Source organism: Lacibacter sp. H407, assembly GCF_037892605.1.
Classification (GTDB): Bacteria; Bacteroidota; Bacteroidia; order Chitinophagales; family Chitinophagaceae; genus Lacibacter.
The window spans coordinates 723,639-748,135 of record NZ_JBBKTU010000001.1 but is presented as its reverse complement, the minus strand read 5'-3'; the positions used below and the strand labels follow the sequence as shown (position 1 = coordinate 748,135).

The following is a 24,497-nucleotide window of genomic DNA, read 5'->3' as shown; positions in this document are numbered from 1 at the left end:
TTCGCCTTTATTGATTCTCTTGGTACGGTCTATACGATTAATGAGGTGTTGCGAGGTAAGGGAATGAAGTAAGGAATGCTTTATCATTCATACTTACTTTATCGCTTGTAAGGCCGGGGTTTGAACTTCCATCAGGACCGCCAAACAATAACAATAATTCCACATCAATTACATCATCGCCCAGTGCACGACCGGTTAAAATATTGGTACCGTCAAAAAACGTTGTTTTAGGAGCGGTAGTTGATACATTCAATACATCTGTTACCAATAAACCGATCAACTGATCTACATTTTGGCCCAATGCATTGGTTGTGTAACCTGGATTGAGTGCAAGAAAATTTGTTTTGAACTTGGTGAAGAACGCAGCGTTCATTGCTGAAGGAATGGTTCCGTTGAAAGCGTCTTTATCGGCGCTGCCTACGAATACTGTATTAATAGCAGGACGAGCCATTTGATCCTGTAATTCGTAAACCTGTTGTGTAGCAGGTGTGTTTTCGCCTTTCTTACAGGCTACAAAAAACATAGCGCCTGCGAGAACTGTGTATAAACCTATTTTAAGTTTCATCTGATTATAATTTTAGAATTAAGAATGGTTGAGATTAGTTGATTGCTTTTTTTGATTCAGCCCATACACTTAATGCGCCTGTGCTGCTTGCACCCAATCTTGATTTGGGAACTTCAATAACAACGCTCATTACGTTTGTGCCTTTGAATGTATCATCACCGGGATTGTTAAAACCTGCCGCTGTTCCGCCAATTACTTTTTTGAATTGATTCAGATCAAAAAAGAACGGATCATCACGTGGACCGGCAAATACTTTAATGCCATTTCCTTCGCCAATCTTCGCTGCTTGACCGTAAGGAGTTACGTCAGCTTGCGCAGTAAATGCACTTGGCACAATTACACTTCTTGTTCCAGTTGCGGCTGGTCTGTAAGGACCGTATACACGCATTTTTCCATTCATAACAATTGCCTGCAAAACAAGATCTTCAACATTGTCACCGTTGTTGTCGATATTGAATTCAATGAGTGTTTTTTCATCGAATTTTGCAGCACCGGTTGCTGATGGTGAAAGTAAACCTTGTGTATTTGCGACAAATACAAGGTTGTTTGTGTTTTCACCATTGAAGACATACACATCGGTAATGTCAGTTGTTTGGTTTGATACAGCTGGTGCATCCAGGTGATCGGCGGCGTAAATGATGCCTCCGGTTACCGCTACTACTGCAGCCAGTACAGTCAGTAAAACTTTTCTCTTTTTCATTGTTTGATTTTTTTGATTTAAAAATTCAGTTTGATTGATGATGCGTTTTCATGTTACTCACAAGGTGTTTGTGGAACAGATATGCTACACTTACGTTGAATGAAGTGCGATTGGATTTTGAACAGAGAAATAATTAGTGATTATTCTGCTATCAATGAATCACATCTTATTTTGGCAGTAACAGAAAAAAGAAAGAGGCTGGTAGAAACCAGCCTCTTGTAAACCAAAACCAGGACTACATATTTAGCCTTTCGGCAAAACAACGGCGTCGATAACATGGATAACGCCATTACTTTGATAAACATCTTTGATTGTTACAGATGCCATTCCACCCTTCTCATCTTTGATCCAGAGTGTTTTGTCTTTCATCCATAACCATAATTTTCCACCTTGCACAGTTGTTAATTCAGCTTTGCCATTTCCTTCTTTAATAAGGCGTGCAATTTCTTTTGCATCCAAACGGCCGGCTACAACATGATACGTGAGTATTGCTGTAAGTGTTGCTTTGTTTTCAGGCTTTACTAATGTTTCAACTGTACCTGCAGGTAATTTTTCAAACGCTGCATTAGTAGGAGCGAATACGGTAAACGGGCCAGCACTCATTAATGTTTCAACCAGGCCAGCTGCTTTAACAGCTGCAACCAATGTTGTGTGATCATTTGAATTGACTGCATTCTCCACAATATTTTTTGAAGGGTACATGGGCGCACCGCCAACTTCCACTGTTTTTTCTTTCATCTTATTAGATGTTGAAGTTTGTGCATTCACTGTACTTACGGTAACAACCGCTGCAATTGACAAGGCTAACAATTTTACTCTTTTCATGTTTCTTAGATTTATAAATTGATGATTGATATACTGGGTTACCTGACGAGCAGTTGTTGGTTAATACTGCTTTTGTTGATTCAGATACAAGTACAGTTACGGAGCTGCAGTAATTGCGGATTTAAAAACAAAACATTTTTTAAAGAAAAGCCCCCGATAGATCGGGGGCTTGGTTAACTGTATATTTTTTCAGGTGTTTTCTTTAATGCTGATTAAACAAGACGGGACATGACCGGAAAAGATGAAGAATATCTTTTTACTCTTTCAAAAACTTTACAGTGCTGATGATATTTTCTGCTACTTTTTTACCCTGTGCAATGCTTCTTTCGCAGGTAAGCCTGTAGTGCAAGCCACCATATATTCTGCTGTTGGCAATATCTAATCCCATTTGTGTGAACGTGCTGTAACTACGTGGAGGATAATTCAGGTAATCGTATGTGTGCAGCGTCATGGGAAATTTTTCTCCAAACACATTGCTCATCATTGTCAATGCACCACCTGTTATTGTTGCGTGGCCTGAAGGAAACTCAGGATGATTGGGAGTTGGGATATAGGTATTCCATGCAGGATTTATGTATAACCGTATATAGGTGATCGGACGCATCACATTGAAAATGTATTTGTTTATAAACAAAACAATCGTAGCATCATGCTGAGCAATACCAACTTTGGCGTAAGCCAGCGCTGCCATATCCAGTTTGAATTGTGCTATGTTGAGTGCTTGTGTAAATGCAGCTACATAAGTGCCACCCGCACCATAGCCGGGATTATCCTTAAAATAATCAGCCATTGCTTTTTGCTCCGTTGTTAATGTAAGTGATGCATCATACACTTCTTTCACCATGGCATAATAATCAGACGATGGATCTGTTGAAAACGCCGGTAATGGTGTAAGTGTTGTGCCATTTGCTGAGGCAGGTGTAAGTAACCTGCGCTGACTTGCATACGGATTTATTGCAGGTGTTGCTGCAGTAGGTACCCAAAGACCCATCCCAACAGGTGGAACGTATGGTGGATTTACATTTGCTGAACCATCAGTTGCTGCCCACGCAAAAATTCTTATTGCGACTTCTTTTCCAAAAGCAATGGAACGTTGCAAGGTTGCATCGTTTACTTCGGTAGCATAGGTAGCTTGCAGGGTGCTTTCCAGATTATTCATCGCAGTTTTATTGGCCGCTGAAGTAGTTGGAAAAAGTCGCCTGTTCATTTCAGCCAACGCCGCATTGGCACTTGCTGCCCAATGATAAGCTTTGCCGGGTTCTGTTTTTGGCATTTCCGGAAAGTCCGTTAATTGATTCTCGAGCGATTGATAAGCAGGCATACCATTTACAACAGCCTCGTAAGCCGCAATACCACAATACGCCTGGCTGCGATCCGTAGCCTGAGCACCTGTTCCTGCGGGCAGTGGCAATCGTAGCATCTCCATTTGCATATTTAACCAACGGATAATTACATCAGAAGAGAATGTTTTGGCCTGCTGCAGATGGCCGTTTACACCGGTCTTGTTCGACGGGCTGACATTTTTTTCCTGTGCAAGATCTTCGCTTACTTCTTTTTGGCAGGAAAAATTAGCGAAGGAAAGGAACAGCAACAGAAAAAGCGCCCCTTGAAGTTTTTTGCTCATAGATTTAAGTTTTAGTGATGATGACGAATGATTTTCATCAGGCTCACGGGGATAAAATCCGGTTAAGCAGTTTCAGAAAGTAAATCGTAAAAATTACTTTCTCTTGAAAGAAAGGGATTGCAGGGAGTAAGTACGTTTTTCCAGGAATAACATATAAATGTAGGGTTGATAAAAGCTATAAAAAATACCGATTTATAGGTAGTTTTGTCGTTCACACCAGTTTACTCCTCTCCCCCTGATCACCACCAAACTCTGTGAAATAAAAGGATAACCCGTCTCTTTTCATTTATACACTAATAAGTTGTTTATGAAACAGGAGCCTTTTGATCTGGCATTTAACCGGATGTTTAAATGGTTTGGTAGTGATTCTTTGCCAAGCCAGTTACAGATCGAACTTGATCTTTACAAGAAGCTGTTGAATTTTTTCCTCGTTGGCGATTCGTATTACTTTGTGATCAACCATCATAACCTGATGATTGAATACATCAGTAATGAAGTTGAAGATGTGATCGGATATCTTCCATCTGAATTTAGCATCCCCTTCATGAACGCAAAGATCCATCCCGACGATCGTTCCTTTTTTTTAGCTATCGGCAACAGTGTGGTTGATTTTTTCTCCCACCTGCCGATGGATAAACTCTTGAAGTATAAAGTGCGATATGATATCCGGTTCCGGAAAAAAGATGGCAACTATGCCCGCATTCTTTACCAGGGAATATTATTAGAACATGATACGAACGGACGGTTTTTACGAACACTAAATATGCATTCAGATATTACTTACCTGAAGCAGGAGGGTAAACCCATGCTTTCATTTATCGGGATGGAAGGTGAGCCTTCTTATTTAGATGTTGTGTCGGAAAAGGCATTTGTTGAAAGCAAAGAAGAATTTACGAGACGTGAAAAACAGGTGTTGAAATTATTGATCGAAGGAAAACCGAGTAAAGAGATCAGCAGTTTACTGAAGATCAGTAAACAAACTGTAGATACACATCGTAAGAATATGCTGCATAAAAAACATTTGAATAATACAGGCGAGTTGATTGGAAAGGCAATTAGAGGTGGATGGATATGAAAAACCCTCACTTGAAAAGTGAGGGTTAACACAATTATTTGTTTTATCATTCCAGTATCGGCCTCAACCATCTTGTCGCTTCTTCCAAACTCATTCCTTTACGTTTGGTATAATCATTCAACTGATCTTTTTCAATTTTACCGACACCAAAATATTTTGATTCAGGATGAGCAAAGTACCAGCCGCATACAGAGGATGCCGGATACATGGCCAGTGATTCCGTTAAATGAATACCGGTTGCTTCTTCGCCACCAAGCAGTGAAAATAATTTATACTTTTCTGTATGATCCGGACAGGCAGGGTAGCCCGGTGCCGGACGAATACCGATGTATTGCTCTTTGATGAGATCTTCATTGCTCAGCGTTTCATCTTTTGCATAACCCCAGAATTCTTTCCTTGTACGTTGATGCAACACTTCAGCAAATGCTTCGGCTAAACGATCGGCCAATGCCTGTAACATGATCTTGTTATAATCATCATGTGCTGCTTCAAAACGTTTGATGTGCTCTTCAATCCCGTGAATGGTAACAGCGAATGCGCCAATATGATCCTGTGCTTTTGTTTCAGCAGGTGCAATAAAGTCGGCTAAGGAAATATTCGGTTGTCCTTCTGTTTTCTTGATCTGCTGACGAAGGAATTGAAGATGCAGTACTTCATCCGGTCCTGCCTGTTCGTGCAATACCGCAACAGAATCTTTTCCATCGCTGTTCGCAGGCCAGAAACCAATGGTTCCCTTTGCAGTTAACCATTTTTCTTTAACGATCTTATCCAGCAATGCATTTGCATCATTGTAAAGTTTGGTTGCTTCAACACCTACAATGCTGTCGCTTAAGATAGCCGGGAATTTACCATGCAGTTCCCACGCAATAAAGAATGGTTGCCAGTCAATATAGTTCCTGATCTCCTCCAGATCGTATGCATCGAATCGTTTTGCTCCGGTGAATGTTGGTGCAACAAGCGTGAAGGCAGTCCAGTCAATTTTTACTTTATTCTTCTGCGCCTCTTCAAAACGTAAAAACTGTTTTACAACTTTCTTATTATTAAAATCATCACGCAGTTTTTCATACTCTGCCTGTATGCCTTGCAGGAACGCAGGTTTCTGTTCCGGACTTAATAAGTTACCTGCAACAGTTACACTACGGCTCGCATCCAATACATGAATTACACCTTCGTCGTACTGCGGATTAATTTTCACCGCTGTATGCATACGTGAAGTGGTTGCACCACCAATGAGCAATGGTTGCTTCATGCCTCTGCGTTTCATTTCATGTGCCACATGCACCATTTCATCAAGCGAAGGCGTGATCAATCCACTCAAGCCAATGATATCTACATTTTCTTTTTGTGCCGTATCTAAAATTTTATCGGTTGATACCATTACACCCAGGTCAATTACATCATAACCATTACAACCGAGTACAACACCCACAATATTTTTACCAATATCATGCACATCACCTTTAACTGTTGCCAATAAAATTTTTGCAGCACCGGCACTTTCTTCATTCACTGTTCCTGCTGCAAGATGCGCCTGTTTGCGATCTTCTTTTTCCTGTTCAATATAAGGTGTAAGGATCGCCACACTCTTCTTCATCACCCTTGCACTCTTTACCACCTGTGGCAAAAACATTTTACCTGCACCAAACAGATCACCCACTACATCCATGCCGGCCATAAGCGGTCCTTCAATCACTTCAAGCGGCGCACTGTATTTCTGTCTTGCTTCTTCGGTATCAATATCAATATAATCAGTGATGCCATTTACCAACGAATGTTTCAAACGTTCTTCAACAGAACTGTTGCGCCAAGCTTCATCTTTTACAATTTCTTTTCCTTTTGCTTTTACTGTCTCTGCAAAATTGATGAGCTTTTCAGTGGCTTCGTTGTTATCGTTGTTGCGGTTGAGAATTACATCTTCACAGAGGTTTCGAAGGTTCGGTTCAATTTCATCGTAAACCACCAGCTGACCAGCATTCACAATACCCATATCCATACCGGCTTTGATAGCATAGTAGAGAAACACACTGTGCATGGCTTCACGTACATGTTCATTACCACGGAAGGAGAACGAAAGGTTACTTACACCACCACTTACTTTGGTAAGCGGCATCAGTTCTTTAATTTCTTTGGTTGCTTCAATAAAATCAACACCGTAGTTATTGTGTTCTTCCAAACCTGTTGCAATGGCAAAGATGTTTGGATCGAAGATGATATCCTGTGGCGCAAAGCCAACCTGCTCCGTTAATATTTTATAAGCACGGTGACAGATCTCTACTTTGCGTTGTTTGGTATCTGCCTGTCCTTTTTCATCAAAGGCCATGACGATGACTGATGCGCCATACATGCGACAGATGCGTGCCTGTTCAATAAATTTTTCTTCTCCTTCTTTCATGGAGATAGAGTTTACAATACTTTTCCCCTGCACACATTTCAAACCTGCTTCGATGATCTCAAATTTTGATGAGTCGATCATCAACGGAATCTTGGCAATGTCAGGTTCACTTTGCATGAGGTTGATGAATGTGGTCATGGCATGTACACCATCGAGCAAAGCATCATCCATGTTTACATCAATGATCTGTGCACCATTCTCTACCTGCTGGCGTGCAATGCTTAATGCTTCTTCGTATTGGTTTTCACGAATAAGACGTGCAAACTTTTTACTACCGGTTACATTGGTACGTTCACCAACGTTTAAAAAGTTGGTTTCCGGACGAACAACCAAAGGCTCTAATCCGCTGAATCTTGAATATGGTTTAATAGTATTCATGTTTTTGCCACAAAGGCACTAAGACGCAAAGTTCTCAAAGGATCATGCGCTTGATGCCGTTTTTAATTAATGGAACAGTAAAGTTTATAATAAAGCCAAGTTGTTTATCTGTTAGGCGCATATAGCTTAGAAGCTGAGCTTCCCATACAGGGTTAAAATTTTCCTGAGCTTTTAATTCAATAATAATTCTGTCATCAACAAGTATATCAAGTTTTAAGGCTTCTTCAAACTCAATACCATCGTACAGAATGGGAACTTTCTTTTGTGTAACAAAAGGGATTTCTCTTTTCTTTAATTCATAGCAAAAACAGGCTTCGTACACTTTTTCCAGTAAACCCGGCCCAAGTGTTAAATGAATTTGGTAAGCGATATCTACTATCTCTTTGCCAAGCCATTCTCTTATTTCTGTTTCATTCTGCATTTTTCTTCTTTGTGTTTCTTTGTGCTTTTGTGCCTTCGTGGCACAAATCAAAAAGCTGCTTCTACAACCGGCAATTCCCTCGGCTGCAATTTCTTCACATGATCTGCTATATGTTTAATGTGATCAGGTGTGGTACCACAACAGCCGCCAACAATATTCACCCAACCTTCTTTTGCCCATTCTTCTAAGTAATGACCGGTATCTGAAGGTTCTTCGTCATACTCACCCATTGCATTTGGTAAGCCTGCATTGGGATAAGCAGATACATAACAGGAAGCGATCTGCGAAAGCTCTTCAATGTGCGGACGCATTTCATGCGCACCTAATGCACAGTTCAAACCAATACTTAATGGATTGGCATGCATTACTGAAATGTAAAAAGCTTCAAGTGTCTGTCCGCTCAAAGTTCTTCCACTTGCATCAGTGATGGTACCACTGATCATGATCGGCAACTCTGGCTTATTGGTATCATGAAAATATTTCTTGATGGCGAAGATGGCAGCTTTCGCATTGAGTGTATCGAAAATGGTTTCGATCAACAATACATCCACGCCACCATCAACCAAGCCTTTGATCTGTTCGTAGTATGCAGTTACAACTTCATCAAATGTAACAGCACGGTAACCGGGATTATTTACATCGGGAGAAAGTGACAATGTTTTATTTAAAGGCCCGATGGCGCCGGCAACAAACGCAGTTTTGCCCGATTGCTGAATCGCCTCTCTTGCACATTTTGCAGAAGCAACATTTAACTCATAAGCCAACGATTGCATATCGTAATCGGCTTGTGCAATGCTGGTGCTGCTGAACGTATTTGTTTCAATAATATCAGCACCTGCATCTAAATATTGTTTGTGAATACCGGTAATGATCTGTGGTTGTGTGATACTTAGCAGATCATTGTTGCCTTTAACATCGCAATGCCAATCTTTGAAACGTTCGCCTCTGTAATCAGCTTCTTCCAATTTATGCCGCTGGATCATGGTGCCCATTGCGCCATCAATAACGAGGATTCTTTTTTCGAGTTCTTTTCTGATGTCCATAGTTTATCATTTTAACTGCCCGAACAAAGTGTTCAATAAAGCAGATGAATAATAGCATCAGGCGTACAAGAGTGCGACGCAACAAAAGATGATAGCAGCATAAAAGCTGGCTACATAATTTAAACTATAAACGTTTCGGAAAACCGGGTGAGAGTTTTATTGACGTTTATTAGTTCCGTTTGGCCGAACAATAAACAAATCCGCCTGAATGAAGTGCAAATGTAAATGAAAAACACGCACCAACAAGGGGTTTGGGCTTTTGAGGGAGAGGGTTAGTTTTTTACAAAATGTAATTGATCGTCCTGCGAGGGACTGTCGTCTTTGAGTTTGATACCTGAATTGGTGAGTTCGGTCTTGAGCCAATCACCGTTGAGGTCGCTCATTGTGGGGTTGCTGAAGTTGATATTGATTCTTGTACCTGTTTGGCTCCATATACCCGTGATGGTGGTTGAACTGCCATGCGCCATGAAGGTGCCGCCATTCAGGAACATGAAGTAGTATGACGTGTAGTTGGATGTTTTATCCTGTTGATCCCAAAAATAGCTGATACGCCAAGTGCCGTCGCTGATGTTAACTGAAGGCTCATCGGTTGTACCCGGTTTTCTGCAGGAGCTGATGCTGATAAACAGTAAGAAGTATAGTAAAGTGTTTCGCATTCAGGAATGAAGTTCAGCAATGAGCAGCTACCTGCCAAATGCTTATGCTGTTTTAACCTTCTTTTTCTTTTGCAAGTTGAACATCCGTGAAATGTTGAAACCAAAGAGGATGTTTCCTTTGCCCCAACTGCCAGCCGTTTCGCTGATGAATGTTCGCTCCGTCATACCACGTGAATTGGTGAAATGAAGTTGAAACACATGCCCGGCAGTTTCAAGATCGAAGCCAATGGAAAAAGAGTTGGTGGTTCCTTCGAAACGGGACCCCGGCAACAGGTAATAATATTCTGCATTCACCGATACCATTTTAGTTATACGTTGACGACCACCAATGCCCAACGCCAGAATATCATTTGGATCGCTGGCCTTTGGTACAAGATTGTAATGCACCATCGTTGGCATCAGTTGAATGGCCGTACCTTCTGAAAACTTACGGGCAATGATGAGTTGATGGGCATATTGCAAACGTGATGAAAACAGATTCTCTCTTGTCGGGTCTTGCCATTTTAATGTTGTAAGCATGATGGATGATGCAATAGCCGCACTGATGGGCATAGTCCGTTCGCCTTTGCTTTGCCGGAGAAAGCGATACTTGCCGAATGCATCGTATTGTTTTTGATAAGTGCTTCTTCCAACCCCGAACATAAGATTGGGTGTTAAACCAAAATCGAAACTCATACGCATGCTGGCATTATCTAATCCAAACAATTCATAAAAGCCACCATTGACTGTGCCGAAGCGGTGTGCAATACGAAAATCCATATAACCCTTTGGTGTAATTTCAATGGAATGACTGTTGATGATGCGTGTTGATTGAAATGTATTGGCTGTGTACTGTGTTTTAGGTTTTTCTTTTTCCTCTTCAAGTTGTTTGTTGAGATCGATCTCTTGTGCTGTGAGAAAACAACTACTGATAAGCATTATCAATAACAACATATATTTTTTATCAAGCATGGGTTATTTTGTTTTTGGTTGATAGAGTTGGTAATTGCAATTCACCGTTACTTCCACTTTCTCTGCTATTTTTTTTGAGACAATGGTTGGAACAGAAATTTTATAATCGACAAGCTTAATTGTGAAGACAGCAGTAGCGGTTACAGTACTACCTTTTACAATGATATTCCCTGCAGTTTTGATCTTATTGCTGACACCATGCATGCTGAGTGTACCCTCCACTGTTACAGGATAAGTGCCGTCTTTTGTAAAATCAACCGTGCTGATGTTGGTGATTGTTCCCTTCAACTCAGCTTTGGGATAACGATCCGAATCCATATAATCTTTTCCATTGAAATGATCCTGCATGGCAGCTTTCCTGAATTGGAAACTTTTGATTAGTACAATAAACTGAACGCTGCCGGTCTTTCGGTTCATCACAGATGCCACTTCGTTATTGATCGCTTTAATATCTTCCAATGGTGTGGAGGAGAAAAAACTGATCTGCCCGTTGCGGGTCATATAGTTTTCCTGCGCCTGCAACTTCAGCAGTGAGAAGCAAAGAATAAGTATGAAAGAAATTGTGCGCATGTTTTCAGGTTTAATTATTCAACATGCCATTTCTGATCCATGTTCTGATTTCAGCAATACGGCATTCGGGAAGTTTGGGAGCAAAGTCGGGCATTGCACGATAGCCGGGTGAATGAGTGACAGCGCCAAGCAGCCGACCGCTCATGGCAACTGTACGCACATCTGTATATGTATCAAGCATGATACCTCCGGGTGCACTTGCACCTGTATGACAGCCTAAACAATTTGCAGAGAGTGTGTTTACTATTTGCACACTGTATTTCACATTGCTGGTATCGCAGGTGTTATTGTACAACAACTCTTCTTTGTTATACGTACAGGAAGAAAAAAGTGCTAAACACAGAATAGTAATATAGATCAGTTTCATGTTGTTTTATTAATAAGGTAACAGCGTATAAGAATAACATCAGTTGTAAAGCCACTACAAACGCCTTTTATTATAACGTTCTGGCCCTCTTTTATACTTGACTCTTTTTCCATGGTGCAGTTAATGCCAAATAAGGGATCATTGGTTTGCAACTGCACAATCGTTTTTCCTTCCTGGTTCATTGCAATTGAGCTGACGATGCCGGTTATTTCAAGCACTTTGCCATTGTAGGTTTGTGTTGCCTGCTGTTCATTTTCTGAAAACTCACGGAAAAGATCAGCTGCATTTATACGAACAGCCTCAGCGTTTTCAATGCTTTCTGGAGCTTTATTCCATTTCGTATAGATAAAGAGTATTGCTGCGCCAATCAATACTGCAAATAGAATAAAGACTATGAGCGATCGTTTTTTCATACCAAAAGCCGATTGAGTTACATATATAAAATGGTTAACGGATAATTTTTGAAGCAAGCACTACACTTAACCAACTGTCATCTCCATTGCTATGCTTCACAGGCGAAAGTTCATGAGGTTGCAACCACCAGGCATCATAAAAATATCTAACGGATAACTCAACAAGCTTTTAATATCTATCAACCAATTACCAAACCGCTGTATTCTAACTATCGTAGTCAGAAGGAGAAAGGTTGCCTTTCTACGAATAATTTTGTAACTTTTATAGAGTCTTAAGACAGGGAATTGGTTTCAGGCAATATCTGAATCACAAGGCAACTGTTTGTTCTGTCTTTTCGTTACTTAATATAATATCAACCACAGGCCGTGCTGACAAAAGAGGAATTAGTTAATTGCATAGAAGGATGCAGGCATAATAAGCGTATATATCAAAACAAGATATATGTTGCTTTTTATGACTATGCTATGTCTATATGTTTCAAATACAGCAACGACAAGGAAGACGCAGTGGAAATCATCAACGACGGGTTTTTAAAGATCTTCAGGGAAATATACAATTACAAACCTCTTTCAGAAGATATTGCTTTTGGCTTCACATCGTGGTTGAGGCGTATCATGATCAATACCGCAATAGACCATTACAGGAAGAATAAGAATAACGCCATTTTCAAAGACTTGAATGATGAGCATACGAATGTAACTGTTGGCGAAGAGAAAGATATGCTGGCGAATCTCTCCTACAATGAATTGATCAAAATTGTTCAGGAACTAAGTCCTGCTTACCGCATCGTTTTTAACCTGTATGCCATTGAAGGAATGACCCATAAAGAAGTGGGTAAGCAGTTGAACATAACTGAAGGAACATCTAAATCAAATTTTGCAAAGGCAAGAGCTTTTTTACAGAATAAGCTCCTGCAAAAATCCACTAAAAAAGAAATAAATGCCTGGTGATGATCTATATAAAAAATTAAACGAACCTTCTCCTGACTCTTTTCCAAAATTTGAAGAGGAATCGTGGAGGAAGATGGAGGTATTACTGGATAAACATTTGCCGGAGACCAATGGTAAACCATTCCCGTATATCTTATTGCTGAGCTGTGTTATTTTGGCATCGTTAACTACATTTCTCCCTGCAAAGCGATCAACCCAATTGGATGGAGGCAAGCTAAGCAATGCAAAAAACTCAATTTCTAAACCTGTTCCTGTAATTGAGAAATATGACGTGCAACAACCTCCTGTTGCTGCTGATGATAATAGTGACCGTTCAACTGATCTTGCACTACAACCTAAGAAAACAGTTGCAGCTGATGTTGTACAAATAAAGCCGAATCAGCAACGGTTGTTGTTTGTCAAAACAGAAAAAGGTGAAACGAAGCAAGAGGAATTTGTAAACCATACAATACATGATGCTCCACTGGAAGGTTCATTAACGCCAATCCAGAATGTTGCTTTACTTACGAACAGGAAAAATTTCCTGTTGCTGCCAAATGAGTCGGCAAAGAATAGCTCGTTGATTGCAGCCAATAAAAAAATCGCTCCGGTGAGGAAGCCGGTTAAGAATAATTTTTCCTTAACCTTCAGCACGGGGCTTGAAGCACCCGGTACTGCTTTTAATACATGGGGAAGAGTAACGCCGTTGGCAGGAGTGGGGGTGCAGTATAGTTTTCGTAACAGAATTATACTGCGCACAGGTATTGCTACAGCAACAAAAATTTATTCTGCCGCAGATAAAGATTACAACCCCTCAGGCTATTGGTATAGTTATGTAACATTTAATAAGATTGATGCAGATTGTAAGATCACCGAAATTCCATTGAGTGTAGCATACAGAGTTGCAGGTGGCAGACAAACGAGTTTGTTTGTATCTGCAGGTGCATCCTCCTACATTATGCGGAAAGAATCATACGAATATTATTATAAGAATCAATACGGTAACGATACCGTTGTAAACCGTTCCTTTAACAACAACAGTTTTCATTTATTCTCCGGCGTAAATTTTTCTGTAATTGCCGAACGGAAAATAACTGATCGGTTTTCATTAATGGCTGAGCCAATTATCAAGATCCCCACAGCAGGAATTGGCTATGGAAAAGTTCGTTTGTATAATGCCGGGATAACTTTGAGTGCAAGATTTCAACTCAGGTAGTGCAGCGTTTTTATTTCATGCTTACATAATTCGCCACAGGCTGGCGGTTTTGTAAACTACGGGCCAATGTTAACTCATCCGCATATTCCAGTTCGCCGCCAAAGGCAATACCACGTGCAATGGTGGTTATCTTAACAGGCAGGTCTTTTATTTTTTTACTGATGTAGAATAATGTTGTGTCGCCTTGTATGTTAGGGCTGAGTGCAAAGATGAGTTCTTCCACTTCATCTTCTTTTAAACGGCTGATCAATGGTTCAATTGTCAACTGATCAGGCCCAACACCATCCAATGGCGAAATGATACCGCCGAGTACATGATACAATCCGTTGAACTGCTGTGTACTTTCAATGGCAATTACATCACGGATATTTTCCACCACACAAATGATCTGTTTTTTGCGGGAGATATTGCTGCAGATATTACAAACTTCGGTATCGGATACATTGCAACATTTGTTACAGAATTTAATTTCTTTCCGCATGCGTGCAATGGTATCAGCAAACAGTTTTGTTTCTTCTCCCGGTTGCTTGATGAGATGCAGCACTAAACGCAACGCCGTTTTTTTACCAATGCCGGGCAGCTTGGAAAATTCGTTGACGGCCTGTTCAAGCAAAGTAGAAGAAAATGACATGTGGCGAAAGTACGAAGGATGCTGAATTAAATATTCGTTTGTGCCGGTAACAACGGTTATTGTTTTTTAGGAGGAGCGTTCATGTCGATCACCAATTCGTTGTCCCAGTTTTCTTTCACCAAGAGCGGATTGCTGAGAGGTTGTACCAGTTCCGGTTGTCGTTTTGGTTTGGAGAAATAATCACCCGGGTCCCAAACGCCGTTTTGATTTGTATCGTACAACAGCGCCAGTTTGTAATTACCCGGTTTAAACATCGAACGGTAAAATTCTTTTCCTGTTAATGGGTAGCGGCCAACGATTTCTTCACCGCTATATACAAATAGAACCGGGTGTGCGGCTGTATCTAGTGCTGAAAAACGAACCCGAACAGTTCCATATTCCTTTTCTGATTTTACACGAAAGGAAATGGTGTCGTTTTTAATAGCAGTTAACCCTGAAGTGTCGGTAGCGTATTCTTTCTCTAAAAAAAGTTTGTACTTGCTGCCTGCTTTCCATGGTGCCATCACAATGATCTGTTTCCGGATACTGTCGTTCAGGAACGTTACATCGCTTACCGTTTGTGCGGAATCAATCACCAATCTTGCTTTTGATTGATCAAACTTTCGGATTGGTTTTGTATAACGTAGACGAAAACTATCCAATATATCCAGCGCACCTGCCTCGAGATTGGGGGATACAAGTAAGCCACGGATTTTATCGCCACTTGCTGAAGAAGATGGTTTTGGTTTTTCTTTTTCTGCAGCATACGCATATAACTGAACAGATGGAGTTGTAGTACTTACAACAATCGGAGAATCCAAAAACGCAAATTGCTCGATCGGTTGATTGTATTGTTTATTGCCATCTACATCGCCAAGACCGTATAAATAAAAAGCGCCTGTTGGTAAATTGGTGAAACGGAAATTGCCTTGCCCATCTACACGTGCAACGTACATGGGTTTTTGTTTGGCTACCGTTGAATCTTCCTGTTTGTTGTACAACACAGCAAACATGGTACTGTCGGTTTTGCCGGTTTCAGCAAGAATGATTCTTCCTGTTATTTCGTTTGAATCAATCGATGTGCCTGTAGAAAATGCGTATCGGAAATTTTTCAAGATGTTGCCTTCGTTCAAATCAACTACTGCATCGCCAAAATCAATAGTATAAGTAGTATTTGGCAGCAATGAATCTTTTAACCGGATGGTAATTGTTTTGAGTTTGGAGTCAATATCCGGATCCTTCGTTGGGAAAGGTGAATAGAGTACTTTTTCTCGTGCATTTTTCAATTCAATAAATTCATCGAATACGATGGTAATCTTTTGATCCTTTACAAATGTGGCCGAATCCTTTGGTGTTGCTGATACGAGTACAGGTGGCAAACTGTCTCTTGGTCCACCACCGGGCGGAACAATGTTGGCGCAGCCACTGCCACTGAATAACCCAATAAACAAAGCGCTGATAACTAAAAAAGATATAATTCTGCCTGCTGTCATAGAAGCTGCAAACTTAGGCTAATTGTATGAACGTTGATTTTGATGATGAAGAGGATTAACAGGATTTTCTAAAACATACATCTTCTTCATCTTTCGAATCTCCCCAAATCATGGTTCAGACTCTTCTTCCTCTATTTCATGCAATGCCACCGCCATTTCATTGGTCTTTACAAAATTGCACCAATGACAATCCTCTTTACCACAGCCGATGTAAAACTCACGGTTCTGAATTTTTTCCCATACCCGAACGATTTGTTGGGTCACTGTTTCAATATCTGCCGGAGTAATTACAATTTTTTCTTTTCGGTATTCTTTCTTTTTGTCGGGTTCGATAAAATCAAATTCGGTGCTTACTACTTTCCAGTCTTTCGCTTCGTAGTTGTCAACAAGAATTTTATAGAAGACCGCCTGTCGCCAGTAATCACCACCATCGGGTTGTTTATCGTTGGGGCCTTTTATTTTTTCTTTGGCATTATCAACATTGCCGGTTTTATAATCCACTACATTCACCGCTTTGCCATCAAACTCCAGTTTGTCAAGCTTGCCTTTCAACGGAATGCCTTTGATCATCACATTGCGGATGTTGCGTTCAATAGCCACAATAGTTGAGAAACTGTTGATGTATTTATCGTAGTAATTGCTCAATACTTCCACTCCGTATTCCATTCTTCGTGCAAACTGTTCTTTGGTAAAACTTTCACGGTGGCGCCGCATATACCATTCAAAATCGGCAATGAATTGTTGTTTCGAATGAAACGTATCTGTTTTGCTATCCTGCATTTTACGAAACAATTGTTCCAATGCATAGTGAACAGATGAACCAAATTCCGTTGCTTCATTTTTGGGCGACGGAATACGGATGAGATTTTTGAAATAAAATTCCAGCGGACATTTTAAATAATTGTTCAGCGCCGTCACATTCATTACAAATTTCTCCAGTATTGGCTGAATAAAACTTTCTTCGATCTTTTCAATTTCAGGTGCCTGTGCTTCGCCAAACAACAACGCAGTGAATTCACTCAATGCTTCCGGACTCAGCATCACTGGCACAATGTCAATTGGTTGTTCTTCTCTTATCTCTTCCACGAACATCGATGGTTCCAGTTCTTTCCCATCATTTTTAAATTGACTGAAAGAAAGATTCAAATGTGTTTCTGCTCTTGTAATAGCTACGTAAAATAAACGACGTAATTCTTCCGTAGAGGTTTCTTTTGTTACAGATGAAGTAGTGAAAATGGTATCCGGTAATTTATAACCATTGGAAGGATTACGTTTCTTTTCCCAATAGCCGGAGTTACAACCGGCCACAAACACATGCTCAAATTCCAAACCTTTGGAACCATGTGCTGTTAGAAGATTTACTCCGTTGTCGCTGCCGCTTACCTGCACTAGTGGAAGTTTCAGATCTTCCTTTTCCATCAGTTCAATAATAGAAACCAAACCCTGCAGTGAAAGTGAAGGGTCACGTCTTGTTTCTTCTTTTATAAAATCGAATAAGCCGGTGAGTATTTTCAACTGCCAATGTTTGTCCGGGCTTTGCATGGTGTGTTTGAGAATGCCTGTTTCACGAATGATGTTGTCGAACAAATGCTGCAACGTTACATTCGGTACATCGCCCACAAGTTTTTCAAAAATCCCACTTGCTGATTTTAAACCATGATGAATGCCTTGCGAAAAAAGATCTTTGGCAGGTGCGTGTGCTTTTTCGTACAACAATCGCCTGAGCGATGTTTTGTTGTCGCTGAATTGTGTGGCCGATACTTCAACCGTAAGTTTCGCAATTTCAATCGGCGGAATATGGAACCAACTGAAGTGTAATAATTCAAACAGCATTTCATCGCCACCATACGGCACATCATGCTCGGCAGCTAAATATTTCAGTATAAGAATGATCTTTTGTGCCAACGGCAACTCCAGTATATTCAAATGGCGCTTGCTGTAAAAGGGAATACCAAGGTGATTGAAGTAATGCGTTAATTCTTCACCATATTTATTCTCTTTATAAATCACTGCAATGCGACCGGGCAATATACCTTCTTTCAACAGCTGTTGCACCTGCAACGTAATATCGATCATCTCCTCTCGTTGCGTTTGATAACTTTTGATCGATGGGTTGTGCAACAGGTGATTGATCTTACTGTTACTTGCGAGAAGATCTTTTGTTAAGCCCGGTATCTTTTTAATTAAACGTTCATCGTTCCTGTTGATGAGCGATTTTGAAATATCAAGAATGGGTTGTGTTGAACGATAGTTGTTTGATAGAACAACTGTTACCAGATCGTTCGCATACATGCCTGCAAAACTTTCCATGTTCTCCACGTTTGCCCCCTGGAAACGGAAAATACTCTGGTCATCATCGCCCACTACAAACACATTCGGCTGATCCCAATAGCTGATAAGTAGTTCAACAATTTTATTTTGCGTACCGCTTGAATCCTGGAACTCATCAACCAAAATATATTGAAACTGTTCCTGGTAATTGGCCAGCATGTTTTTATTTTCTTCAAATGCTTTGATGACCCATGTGATCATATCATCAAAATCATAACGGTTGCGTTTGCGCATGAGTTGCTGAAAACGATCGAACTCTTTTACAGCTGCACGGAGTTTTTCCATGCGTTCGGTTTCTTCATCCAGCTTTTCTTTTTTAAGATCACCTGCGTTGAATTGTTTGTACTTACGTTTGTAAACATATTCATCACGTGTTGGGAGGTCGGTCAGGTACTCATCGATCTTTTGTTCAATAAAGGTTGCTGTCCAGCCTTCTTTCTTCATGGTGCTGAACAAGCGATCAAGATTCGTTATCTCAAAATACACATCACCTCTGTATCGTTTCAGTGGATGGTTTTTAGGAAATGAATCAATGAGTTCTTTAAACAATTCGATCTTCTCCAGTTCAGATAAAGGATCGAGTGCTGTTTTTTCAAACTGCGAAAGATTTTCCTGTATCACATCATTACAAAAAGCATGATAGGTGTAGATGTTTACTTTGTATGCATCGGGCCCGATGAATTTTAATAGACGTTTGCGCATGGCCACCACGCCTGCATCGGTATAGGTAAGACATAAAATATTTTGCGGCAGCGCATCGGTTTCCAGTAAAATCTTGCCAATGCGGCTGGCAAGTATCTGCGTTTTGCCGGTGCCTGGTCCGGCAATCACCATCACAGGCCCTTCAATATGATCAACCGCCAGCTTCTGTTTTTCATTGAGCCGTTCGTATTCTTCTCGGAACCGTTGTTCCAGGCGTTCTTTATTAATGGACATGTTTCAAAGTTAATCGTCTCTGCTTGTGCTGAAAGGGATTTTTGACCGTTGCGAAAGGCTTCACCCTTTTGTGGATAAAGCTTGCAAAAGATAAAGTGGAGAAAAGTTAAACAGAAAAGGTTTTAGCCTAATTTTCAACTACTAACTACACGCCCGTTTTTAAAATCCAGCTTAAACCGTACAGTATTGACCGTCTTTTTGCAAAAAAAGGCGGTTTTTTTATGGGCTTGGGGGGAATCGTATACCCTATAAGTGGTATTTTTTGAATGAAGTGATAGGTTTACATTTACGTGTTGAAGGTTTTAGCCGTTGTTGTCCTACCACACCCGCTGATTATTCAGCTTACCTGTAAAGATTATGTCGAGGCAGAAAGAACCGCCGATCTATTCAGCAAAACATCCTTTCTGCCTCTTTTCTTTACTTATCCCGGCATCCGGGAAATATATTTCTCCATTTGTTTGATCTGATCGGCCAACTGTTGCGTTGAAGGCTTCAGTGCTTTTGCTTTGCGGAAAAATTCTTTTGCCGCTCTGAATTCCCGTTTGTTCATCATAATACTGCACATCTGCAGGTTGGCGGCAGCCTGGTTTTCTTTATCGGGCAATCCTTTGCGGAGAGCCTGACGAATATAACTTTCTGCCTGTTTGAAGTTGTTTTTCTGCATGGCCAGCATTCCCATTTGTAATAAGCTTGCACCTTCGGTGCCTTGCATCAGTGATGAACCGGAACCGAGGTCCATTCCTTTCTTCATCATTTTCTCTGCACCATCAAAATCCTGCTTCATCATGGCGATATTACCCTTTAGTGTATAGAATACTGAACGGATCGGTTTGAATAATAAACCGGGAAATGTTACGGAGTTAAGGATCTTTTCAGCGCCATCCATATCACCTGCTTCCATATATTGTTGAATGAGACGAAGCGGACCAAAGAAAAAATGACCGACAATACTTACCACGGCAATCAGGTAAATAATAAAGGATGGCCAAAAGCTGGTATAATAATGAACTACACCTGCCACCAGCAGCAGCACAATACCGATAATAAGTCTGTAGCGGATATAAACGTTTAAGAACTTCATATGTAAAACAAATTGGGCTGCAAAGGTAAGGTTTGAGGGTAGATTTTAGATTGGAGATTGCTGAATTCTGTTATTTTTGCCGCCCGAGGGAAACAGTTATACTGTATTTTCTGCCGGTCCCGTAGTTCAATGGATAGAATAGAAGTTTCCTAAACTTTAGATACAGGTTCGATTCCTGTCGGGACTACCAAATGGGAATACCGAAACCTTGCAGTAATCAACGTTGCAAGGTTTTTTTATGTTCCAACCTAACGGTTGCTTAACGGTAACCCGTAAAAAACAGGTATTCGCTTTTTCAAGACCGGCACTGCAAACACAGGTTAGTGTAATCGCAGTAAATTGATTTTCCTCCTTTAAGGAGATATTTGGCAGTTATTGATATTTGTACATCTATTGCAGCAAATGATTGACTTCTTTTACGGTTGCCTTTTCAATCTGCGCATACGTTTGTGCAGGAGCAGCCCTTTTATATTTCTTACATTTATCTGCTAAGGAATTATTTTCAAAAAGATCTTAAGGAGGATGGTTTTAAACAAGATGCGTGTACTTCATGTTCCACATATCGTGTGTAGGGAAGATTTGTCAACAACAAAACAGGCGGTTGTAATAACACATCCTCTCCCGTTGCAACAATTGGCAGAACAACCTTGGCCATCTTTTGCTTATAAACCCGACGTTACATTTTCTATTGCACATACAGGCGATCACATTTTGCTTACGTTCAATGTAGAAGAAGCAGAAGTGCGGCATGAAAATACAGCCATCAATTCTTCTGTGTGGGAAGATAGTTGCGTGGAATTTTTCATCAGCTTTGATACCAGCGGTTATTACAATTTTGAATTCAACTGCATCGGCACCGCATTGGTTGGTTTTGGCAGCGATCGAAACGACAGGAAGCTGTTACCTGTTACATTGGTAAAACGTATCCGGTGTTTTGCTTCAATGGAAAAAAATGCAAACAGTATACAGTGGCAATTACAGGTCATTATTCCGGGGAGTGTGTTTATGTACCATACTGTTTTTTCACTCGACGGAAAGAGTTGCAAAGCAAATTTTTATAAATGCGGAGATAAGCTTACACAACCTCATTTTCTTGCATGGAATAATATTGAAACAACCGAGCCAGATTTTCATCAGCCGGCTTTTTTTGGCGAACTTAAATTTGAAACGAATATTTTATAATCTTGTGATGCATGGATAAACTACCAACCATAAAAGAAATTGCTGAGCGGCTGAAAGTATCGGTATCAACCGTATCAAGAGCATTGAGCGATCATCCACGTATTGGGCTTGGCACAAAGCTGAAGGTGAAACAACTGGCCGAAGAGTTGGGGTACGAACCAAATGCACAAGCCATCTTTTTCAAGCAAAAGAAAACATTTGTAATTGGCGTGGTGATTCCGTTTATACGGGAAGAATTTTTCTCACAAGCCATCAGTGGTATTGAAACAGCAGCCATGGAACATCAATACACCATTTTGTTTGGACAGAGTTATGATGATCCTGAACGTGAGAAGCAGGTAGTGGATGCCATGAAAAAACAGCGGGTTGATGGGTTGCTTATTTCCTTATCAAAAGGCACAAACAGGTACGATCACCTCGAGGCGCTTCGTAAATATGAAATACCTGTTGTGTATTTCGATCGTGTACCAAACATGACAGATGCACATAAAGTATATTGTAATTTATACAAGGGTACTGTTGAAATGGTAGGTTGGTTGTTTCATAAGGGTTACCGCCGTATTGCATTTATCAATGGTCCCGATAAGTTGCAGGCCAGTAAAGAACGCATGTCGGGTTATATGGATGGCGTGGCGAAACAAAAACTGAAAGTGGATATGCAGTTGGTTGAAAAAACCGATCTCAGCAAAGAGAGCACACAAGCTGCAATGAAAAAATTACTTGCTTTAAAAACTCCTCCACAGGCGATCATCAGTTTTAACGATTATGTGCATATGGATGCAGTGCAGTATGCACAGCGGCAGAATATTGAAGTGAATAAAACGATTGTATTTGTGAGCTATGCTAATTTGCCCATCACCAGTTATACCGCATTTCCACCGTTGGTTTCTGTAGAGCAATATCCTTATGGCCAGGGTGAGCGTGCAATGGAGTTAATGATCAGGATACTCAACGAAAAATCCGATAACAAAGTTTCTCCCCAGGAATATTACAAAGAGGAAATACCTGCTACGTTGGTTGTTTACCAGCAGTCGATTATATAATTAATTTTTCCTTTAACGGATTGCTGATCTTCTAACGCTGAGCAGACGGTTTTTTGCATAATTGCAGGTTTTTAAGGAACGCACATTTTTGTGGTGTGAGTTTGTGAACCTGACTCATCGGAATTGTATGACCTGTAGCAGCTGAATCTTGTGCAAACGACTGCGCTCTTTTCTCGTATTGAATTATCTTATTTTCACAAATAGTTATTATCTGAACAATGGAGCCAAGGCCTCTAAACGTTGCGACATTAAAAAAACTTAAACTACGTTCATGAACAGAAAAGATTTTATAAAAAACACAGGGCTTACTGCAGCCTCACTCACAGTGTTACCTACAGGAAGTTTGTTTGCTGCGAAAGCAGACACAAAAGTAAAACTGGTAATGATCGGCGTTGGCCTTCGTGGACAGAATCATCTTGATCTTGTATTAAGACGTAATGATGTAGAGCTGGTAGCTATCTGCGATATCGATGACCGTATGCTCAGCCGTTCAAAAGAAATGATCACCAAGAGCGGAAAGAAGATGCCCCAGATATTTACCGGCGATCCATATGCATGGAAAAAAATGCTGGAGCTGAAAGGTATTGATGGTATTATCATATCTACTCCGTGGGAGTGGCACAAAGAAATGATCATTGGTTCTCTGCAATCAGGTATTAAGTATGTAGGAAGCGAAGTAATGATCGGTATTACGTTGCAGGATCACTGGGATGTAGTAAAAGCAGCCGAGCAATACAATGCACATGTAATGATGCTGGAAAATGTTTGCTACCGCAGAGATGTAATGGCAGCGTTGAACATGGTGCGGCAGGGATTGTTTGGTGAGCTGGTGCATTTACAAGGTGGCTACCAACACGATCTGCGTGAAGTAAAATTCAACAATGGTGTTGATGCATACGGAAAAGGTTGTGAGTTTGGCGATAAAGGCTGGAGCGAAGCAAGATGGCGTACGCATCATTCGGTATATCGTGATGGTGATCTGTATCCAACACACGGCATCGGCCCCATTGCACATTACATTAACATCAACCGTGGAAACAGGTTTGTAAATATTTCTTCGTTCTCAAGTAAAGCAAGAGGCTTGCATGAGCATATTGTAAAAAAATGCGGACCTGAACATCCGAATGCAAAAATTAATTTTAAGTTGGGTGATGTGGTTACTACATCCATTGGTTGTGCAAATGGCGAGACTATTTTATTACAGCACGATACCAATCTTCCCCGTCCTTACTCATTAGGCTTCCGTGTGCAAGGCACTAACGGTATCTGGATGGATGTAAATAAAGGGGTGCACATCGAAGGCCAATCAAAGCCGCATCAATGGGATGCATCCAAAGATTGGTTCGATAAATACGATCATCCGTTATGGGCACGTTGGAGTAAAGAAACAGCAGGTGCAGGTCATGGCGGTATGGATTTTTATGTGATCCATTCGTTTGTTGAATCTATCAAACGAAAAACAGCAACACCAATGGATGTGTATGATGCGGCCGCATGGAGTGCCATTACACCGTTGAGCGAACTCTCCATTGAAAAAGGAAATGAAACAATTGAGTTTCCCGATTTTACAGGAGGAAGATGGATGTATCGCAAACCTGTATTTGCATTGAACGATGATTATTAATAATGAAGTGGCAAGTATTGAACGAATGACCGGAGATGATTGTATTACAGAAACAGAATCGCCGCAAGAGT

22 protein-coding genes and 1 tRNA gene are annotated in these 24,497 nt (G+C 40.7%); 7 read left to right on the top strand and 16 right to left on the bottom strand.

Annotated elements, in window-relative coordinates; genetic code table 11:
• Window positions 1-37: 37 nt before the first annotated feature.
• From WG989_RS03165 to WG989_RS03150, 4 genes are all read right to left on the bottom strand, one after another.
• Window positions 38-565 carry a DUF4331 family protein gene (locus WG989_RS03165; protein WP_340427290.1) on the bottom strand — a complete coding sequence of 176 codons (528 nt, stop codon included), beginning with the start codon at window positions 563-565 and terminating at the stop codon, window positions 38-40.
• 34 nt (window positions 566-599) lie between these two features.
• The gene (locus tag WG989_RS03160) at window positions 600-1,265 is read right to left on the bottom strand and encodes a DUF4331 family protein (RefSeq protein ID WP_340427289.1); all 666 of its coding nucleotides are present in this window, start codon (window positions 1,263-1,265) and stop codon (window positions 600-602) included.
• 243 nt (window positions 1,266-1,508) lie between these two features.
• The gene (locus tag WG989_RS03155; protein WP_340427287.1) at window positions 1,509-2,090 is read right to left on the bottom strand and encodes a fasciclin domain-containing protein; all 582 of its coding nucleotides are present in this window, start codon (window positions 2,088-2,090) and stop codon (window positions 1,509-1,511) included.
• A 256-nt stretch (window positions 2,091-2,346) separates the two neighbouring features.
• Complete coding sequence (locus tag WG989_RS03150; RefSeq protein WP_340427285.1) at window positions 2,347-3,714, bottom strand: vanadium-dependent haloperoxidase; 1,368 nt, start codon at window positions 3,712-3,714, stop codon at window positions 2,347-2,349.
• 307 nt (window positions 3,715-4,021) lie between these two features.
• Between WG989_RS03150 and WG989_RS03145 the strand changes: the two genes are divergently transcribed.
• Entirely contained in the window at window positions 4,022-4,789 is a 768-nt protein-coding gene (locus tag WG989_RS03145; protein WP_340427284.1) for a LuxR C-terminal-related transcriptional regulator, read from the top strand.
• A gap of 46 nt (window positions 4,790-4,835) precedes the next feature.
• On the opposite strand, the gene metH is transcribed toward WG989_RS03145, so the two are convergent.
• From metH to WG989_RS03105, 8 genes are all read right to left on the bottom strand, one after another.
• Complete coding sequence (gene metH / locus WG989_RS03140) at window positions 4,836-7,559, bottom strand: methionine synthase (RefSeq protein ID WP_340427283.1); 2,724 nt, start codon at window positions 7,557-7,559, stop codon at window positions 4,836-4,838.
• Window positions 7,560-7,593: 34 nt separating this feature from the next.
• On the bottom strand, window positions 7,594-7,980 hold the full coding sequence (locus tag WG989_RS03135; protein WP_340427282.1) for a GxxExxY protein: 387 nt from the start codon (window positions 7,978-7,980) through the stop codon (window positions 7,594-7,596).
• Between the two features lie 47 nt (window positions 7,981-8,027).
• Window positions 8,028-9,023 (bottom strand): homocysteine S-methyltransferase family protein, encoded by a 996-nt coding sequence (locus tag WG989_RS03130; RefSeq protein WP_340427281.1) that lies wholly within the window; start codon window positions 9,021-9,023, stop codon window positions 8,028-8,030.
• 272 nt (window positions 9,024-9,295) lie between these two features.
• Complete coding sequence (locus WG989_RS03125) at window positions 9,296-9,679, bottom strand: hypothetical protein (RefSeq protein ID WP_340427280.1); 384 nt, start codon at window positions 9,677-9,679, stop codon at window positions 9,296-9,298.
• 42 nt (window positions 9,680-9,721) lie between these two features.
• A complete protein-coding gene (locus WG989_RS03120) occupies window positions 9,722-10,630 on the bottom strand; it encodes a DUF5777 family beta-barrel protein (protein WP_340427278.1) in 909 nt (302 codons plus the stop codon).
• A 3-nt stretch (window positions 10,631-10,633) separates the two neighbouring features.
• Window positions 10,634-11,200, bottom strand: coding sequence for a YceI family protein (locus tag WG989_RS03115; RefSeq protein ID WP_340427276.1), 567 nt, complete (start codon window positions 11,198-11,200; stop codon window positions 10,634-10,636).
• Window positions 11,201-11,210: 10 nt separating this feature from the next.
• Entirely contained in the window at window positions 11,211-11,567 is a 357-nt protein-coding gene (locus WG989_RS03110; protein WP_340427275.1) for a c-type cytochrome, read from the bottom strand.
• Window positions 11,564-12,037, bottom strand: coding sequence for an OB-fold protein (locus tag WG989_RS03105; RefSeq protein ID WP_340427274.1), 474 nt, complete (start codon window positions 12,035-12,037; stop codon window positions 11,564-11,566). The genes WG989_RS03110 and WG989_RS03105 overlap by 4 nt, the downstream gene beginning before the upstream one ends.
• A gap of 309 nt (window positions 12,038-12,346) precedes the next feature.
• Between WG989_RS03105 and WG989_RS03100 the strand changes: the two genes are divergently transcribed.
• Window positions 12,347-12,931: an RNA polymerase sigma factor gene (locus WG989_RS03100; protein WP_340427272.1), complete on the top strand. Its 585-nt coding sequence runs from the start codon at window positions 12,347-12,349 to the stop codon at window positions 12,929-12,931.
• Complete coding sequence (locus WG989_RS03095; protein WP_340427271.1) at window positions 12,921-14,126, top strand: hypothetical protein; 1,206 nt, start codon at window positions 12,921-12,923, stop codon at window positions 14,124-14,126. Before WG989_RS03100 ends, WG989_RS03095 begins: the two co-directional genes overlap by 11 nt.
• A 10-nt stretch (window positions 14,127-14,136) precedes the next feature.
• Here WG989_RS03095 and recR read toward each other — a convergent pair whose 3' ends face one another.
• The 4 genes from recR to WG989_RS03075 all read right to left on the bottom strand — a co-directional run bounded on the left by recR (window position 14,137) and on the right by WG989_RS03075 (window position 20,577).
• Window positions 14,137-14,757 carry a recombination mediator RecR gene (recR, locus tag WG989_RS03090; protein ID WP_340427270.1) on the bottom strand — a complete coding sequence of 207 codons (621 nt, stop codon included), beginning with the start codon at window positions 14,755-14,757 and terminating at the stop codon, window positions 14,137-14,139.
• Between the two features lie 56 nt (window positions 14,758-14,813).
• On the bottom strand, window positions 14,814-16,229 hold the full coding sequence (locus tag WG989_RS03085; RefSeq protein WP_340427269.1) for an Ig-like domain-containing domain: 1,416 nt from the start codon (window positions 16,227-16,229) through the stop codon (window positions 14,814-14,816).
• Window positions 16,230-16,337: 108 nt separating this feature from the next.
• Window positions 16,338-19,496 carry an ATP-dependent helicase gene (locus WG989_RS03080; protein ID WP_340427268.1) on the bottom strand — a complete coding sequence of 1,053 codons (3,159 nt, stop codon included), beginning with the start codon at window positions 19,494-19,496 and terminating at the stop codon, window positions 16,338-16,340.
• Between the two features lie 421 nt (window positions 19,497-19,917).
• Window positions 19,918-20,577: a tetratricopeptide repeat protein gene (locus WG989_RS03075; protein ID WP_340427266.1), complete on the bottom strand. Its 660-nt coding sequence runs from the start codon at window positions 20,575-20,577 to the stop codon at window positions 19,918-19,920.
• 115 nt (window positions 20,578-20,692) lie between these two features.
• Between WG989_RS03075 and WG989_RS03070 the strand changes: the two genes are divergently transcribed.
• From WG989_RS03070 to WG989_RS03055, 4 genes are all read left to right on the top strand, one after another.
• A tRNA-Arg gene (locus WG989_RS03070) sits at window positions 20,693-20,767 on the top strand.
• Between the two features lie 347 nt (window positions 20,768-21,114).
• Window positions 21,115-21,759 carry a carbohydrate-binding family 9-like protein gene (locus WG989_RS03065; protein ID WP_340427264.1) on the top strand — a complete coding sequence of 215 codons (645 nt, stop codon included), beginning with the start codon at window positions 21,115-21,117 and terminating at the stop codon, window positions 21,757-21,759.
• Between the two features lie 11 nt (window positions 21,760-21,770).
• Complete coding sequence (locus WG989_RS03060; RefSeq protein ID WP_340427263.1) at window positions 21,771-22,802, top strand: LacI family DNA-binding transcriptional regulator; 1,032 nt, start codon at window positions 21,771-21,773, stop codon at window positions 22,800-22,802.
• A gap of 271 nt (window positions 22,803-23,073) precedes the next feature.
• Window positions 23,074-24,426: a Gfo/Idh/MocA family protein gene (locus WG989_RS03055; RefSeq protein ID WP_340427262.1), complete on the top strand. Its 1,353-nt coding sequence runs from the start codon at window positions 23,074-23,076 to the stop codon at window positions 24,424-24,426.
• Window positions 24,427-24,497: the final 71 nt, after the last annotated feature.

What these genes read in the sequence shown, in the direction of transcription:
- WG989_RS03165 (WP_340427290.1), bottom strand. Translation starts at nt 565, where the DNA reads ATGAAACTTAAAATAGGTTTATACACAGTTCTCGCAGGCGCTATGTTT.
- WG989_RS03160 (WP_340427289.1), bottom strand. Translation starts at nt 1,265, where the DNA reads ATGAAAAAGAGAAAAGTTTTACTGACTGTACTGGCTGCAGTAGTAGCG.
- WG989_RS03155 (WP_340427287.1), bottom strand. Translation starts at nt 2,090, where the DNA reads ATGAAAAGAGTAAAATTGTTAGCCTTGTCAATTGCAGCGGTTGTTACC.
- WG989_RS03150 (WP_340427285.1), bottom strand. Translation starts at nt 3,714, where the DNA reads ATGAGCAAAAAACTTCAAGGGGCGCTTTTTCTGTTGCTGTTCCTTTCC.
- WG989_RS03145 (WP_340427284.1), top strand. Translation starts at nt 4,022, where the DNA reads ATGAAACAGGAGCCTTTTGATCTGGCATTTAACCGGATGTTTAAATGG.
- metH (WP_340427283.1), bottom strand. Translation starts at nt 7,559, where the DNA reads ATGAATACTATTAAACCATATTCAAGATTCAGCGGATTAGAGCCTTTG.
- WG989_RS03135 (WP_340427282.1), bottom strand. Translation starts at nt 7,980, where the DNA reads ATGCAGAATGAAACAGAAATAAGAGAATGGCTTGGCAAAGAGATAGTA.
- WG989_RS03130 (WP_340427281.1), bottom strand. Translation starts at nt 9,023, where the DNA reads ATGGACATCAGAAAAGAACTCGAAAAAAGAATCCTCGTTATTGATGGC.
- WG989_RS03125 (WP_340427280.1), bottom strand. Translation starts at nt 9,679, where the DNA reads ATGCGAAACACTTTACTATACTTCTTACTGTTTATCAGCATCAGCTCC.
- WG989_RS03120 (WP_340427278.1), bottom strand. Translation starts at nt 10,630, where the DNA reads ATGCTTGATAAAAAATATATGTTGTTATTGATAATGCTTATCAGTAGT.
- WG989_RS03115 (WP_340427276.1), bottom strand. Translation starts at nt 11,200, where the DNA reads ATGCGCACAATTTCTTTCATACTTATTCTTTGCTTCTCACTGCTGAAG.
- WG989_RS03110 (WP_340427275.1), bottom strand. Translation starts at nt 11,567, where the DNA reads ATGAAACTGATCTATATTACTATTCTGTGTTTAGCACTTTTTTCTTCC.
- WG989_RS03095 (WP_340427271.1), top strand. Translation starts at nt 12,921, where the DNA reads ATGCCTGGTGATGATCTATATAAAAAATTAAACGAACCTTCTCCTGAC.
- recR (WP_340427270.1), bottom strand. Translation starts at nt 14,757, where the DNA reads ATGTCATTTTCTTCTACTTTGCTTGAACAGGCCGTCAACGAATTTTCC.
- WG989_RS03085 (WP_340427269.1), bottom strand. Translation starts at nt 16,229, where the DNA reads ATGACAGCAGGCAGAATTATATCTTTTTTAGTTATCAGCGCTTTGTTT.
- WG989_RS03080 (WP_340427268.1), bottom strand. Translation starts at nt 19,496, where the DNA reads ATGTCCATTAATAAAGAACGCCTGGAACAACGGTTCCGAGAAGAATAC.
- WG989_RS03075 (WP_340427266.1), bottom strand. Translation starts at nt 20,577, where the DNA reads ATGAAGTTCTTAAACGTTTATATCCGCTACAGACTTATTATCGGTATT.
- WG989_RS03065 (WP_340427264.1), top strand. Translation starts at nt 21,115, where the DNA reads ATGCGTGTACTTCATGTTCCACATATCGTGTGTAGGGAAGATTTGTCA.
- WG989_RS03060 (WP_340427263.1), top strand. Translation starts at nt 21,771, where the DNA reads ATGGATAAACTACCAACCATAAAAGAAATTGCTGAGCGGCTGAAAGTA.
- WG989_RS03055 (WP_340427262.1), top strand. Translation starts at nt 23,074, where the DNA reads ATGAACAGAAAAGATTTTATAAAAAACACAGGGCTTACTGCAGCCTCA.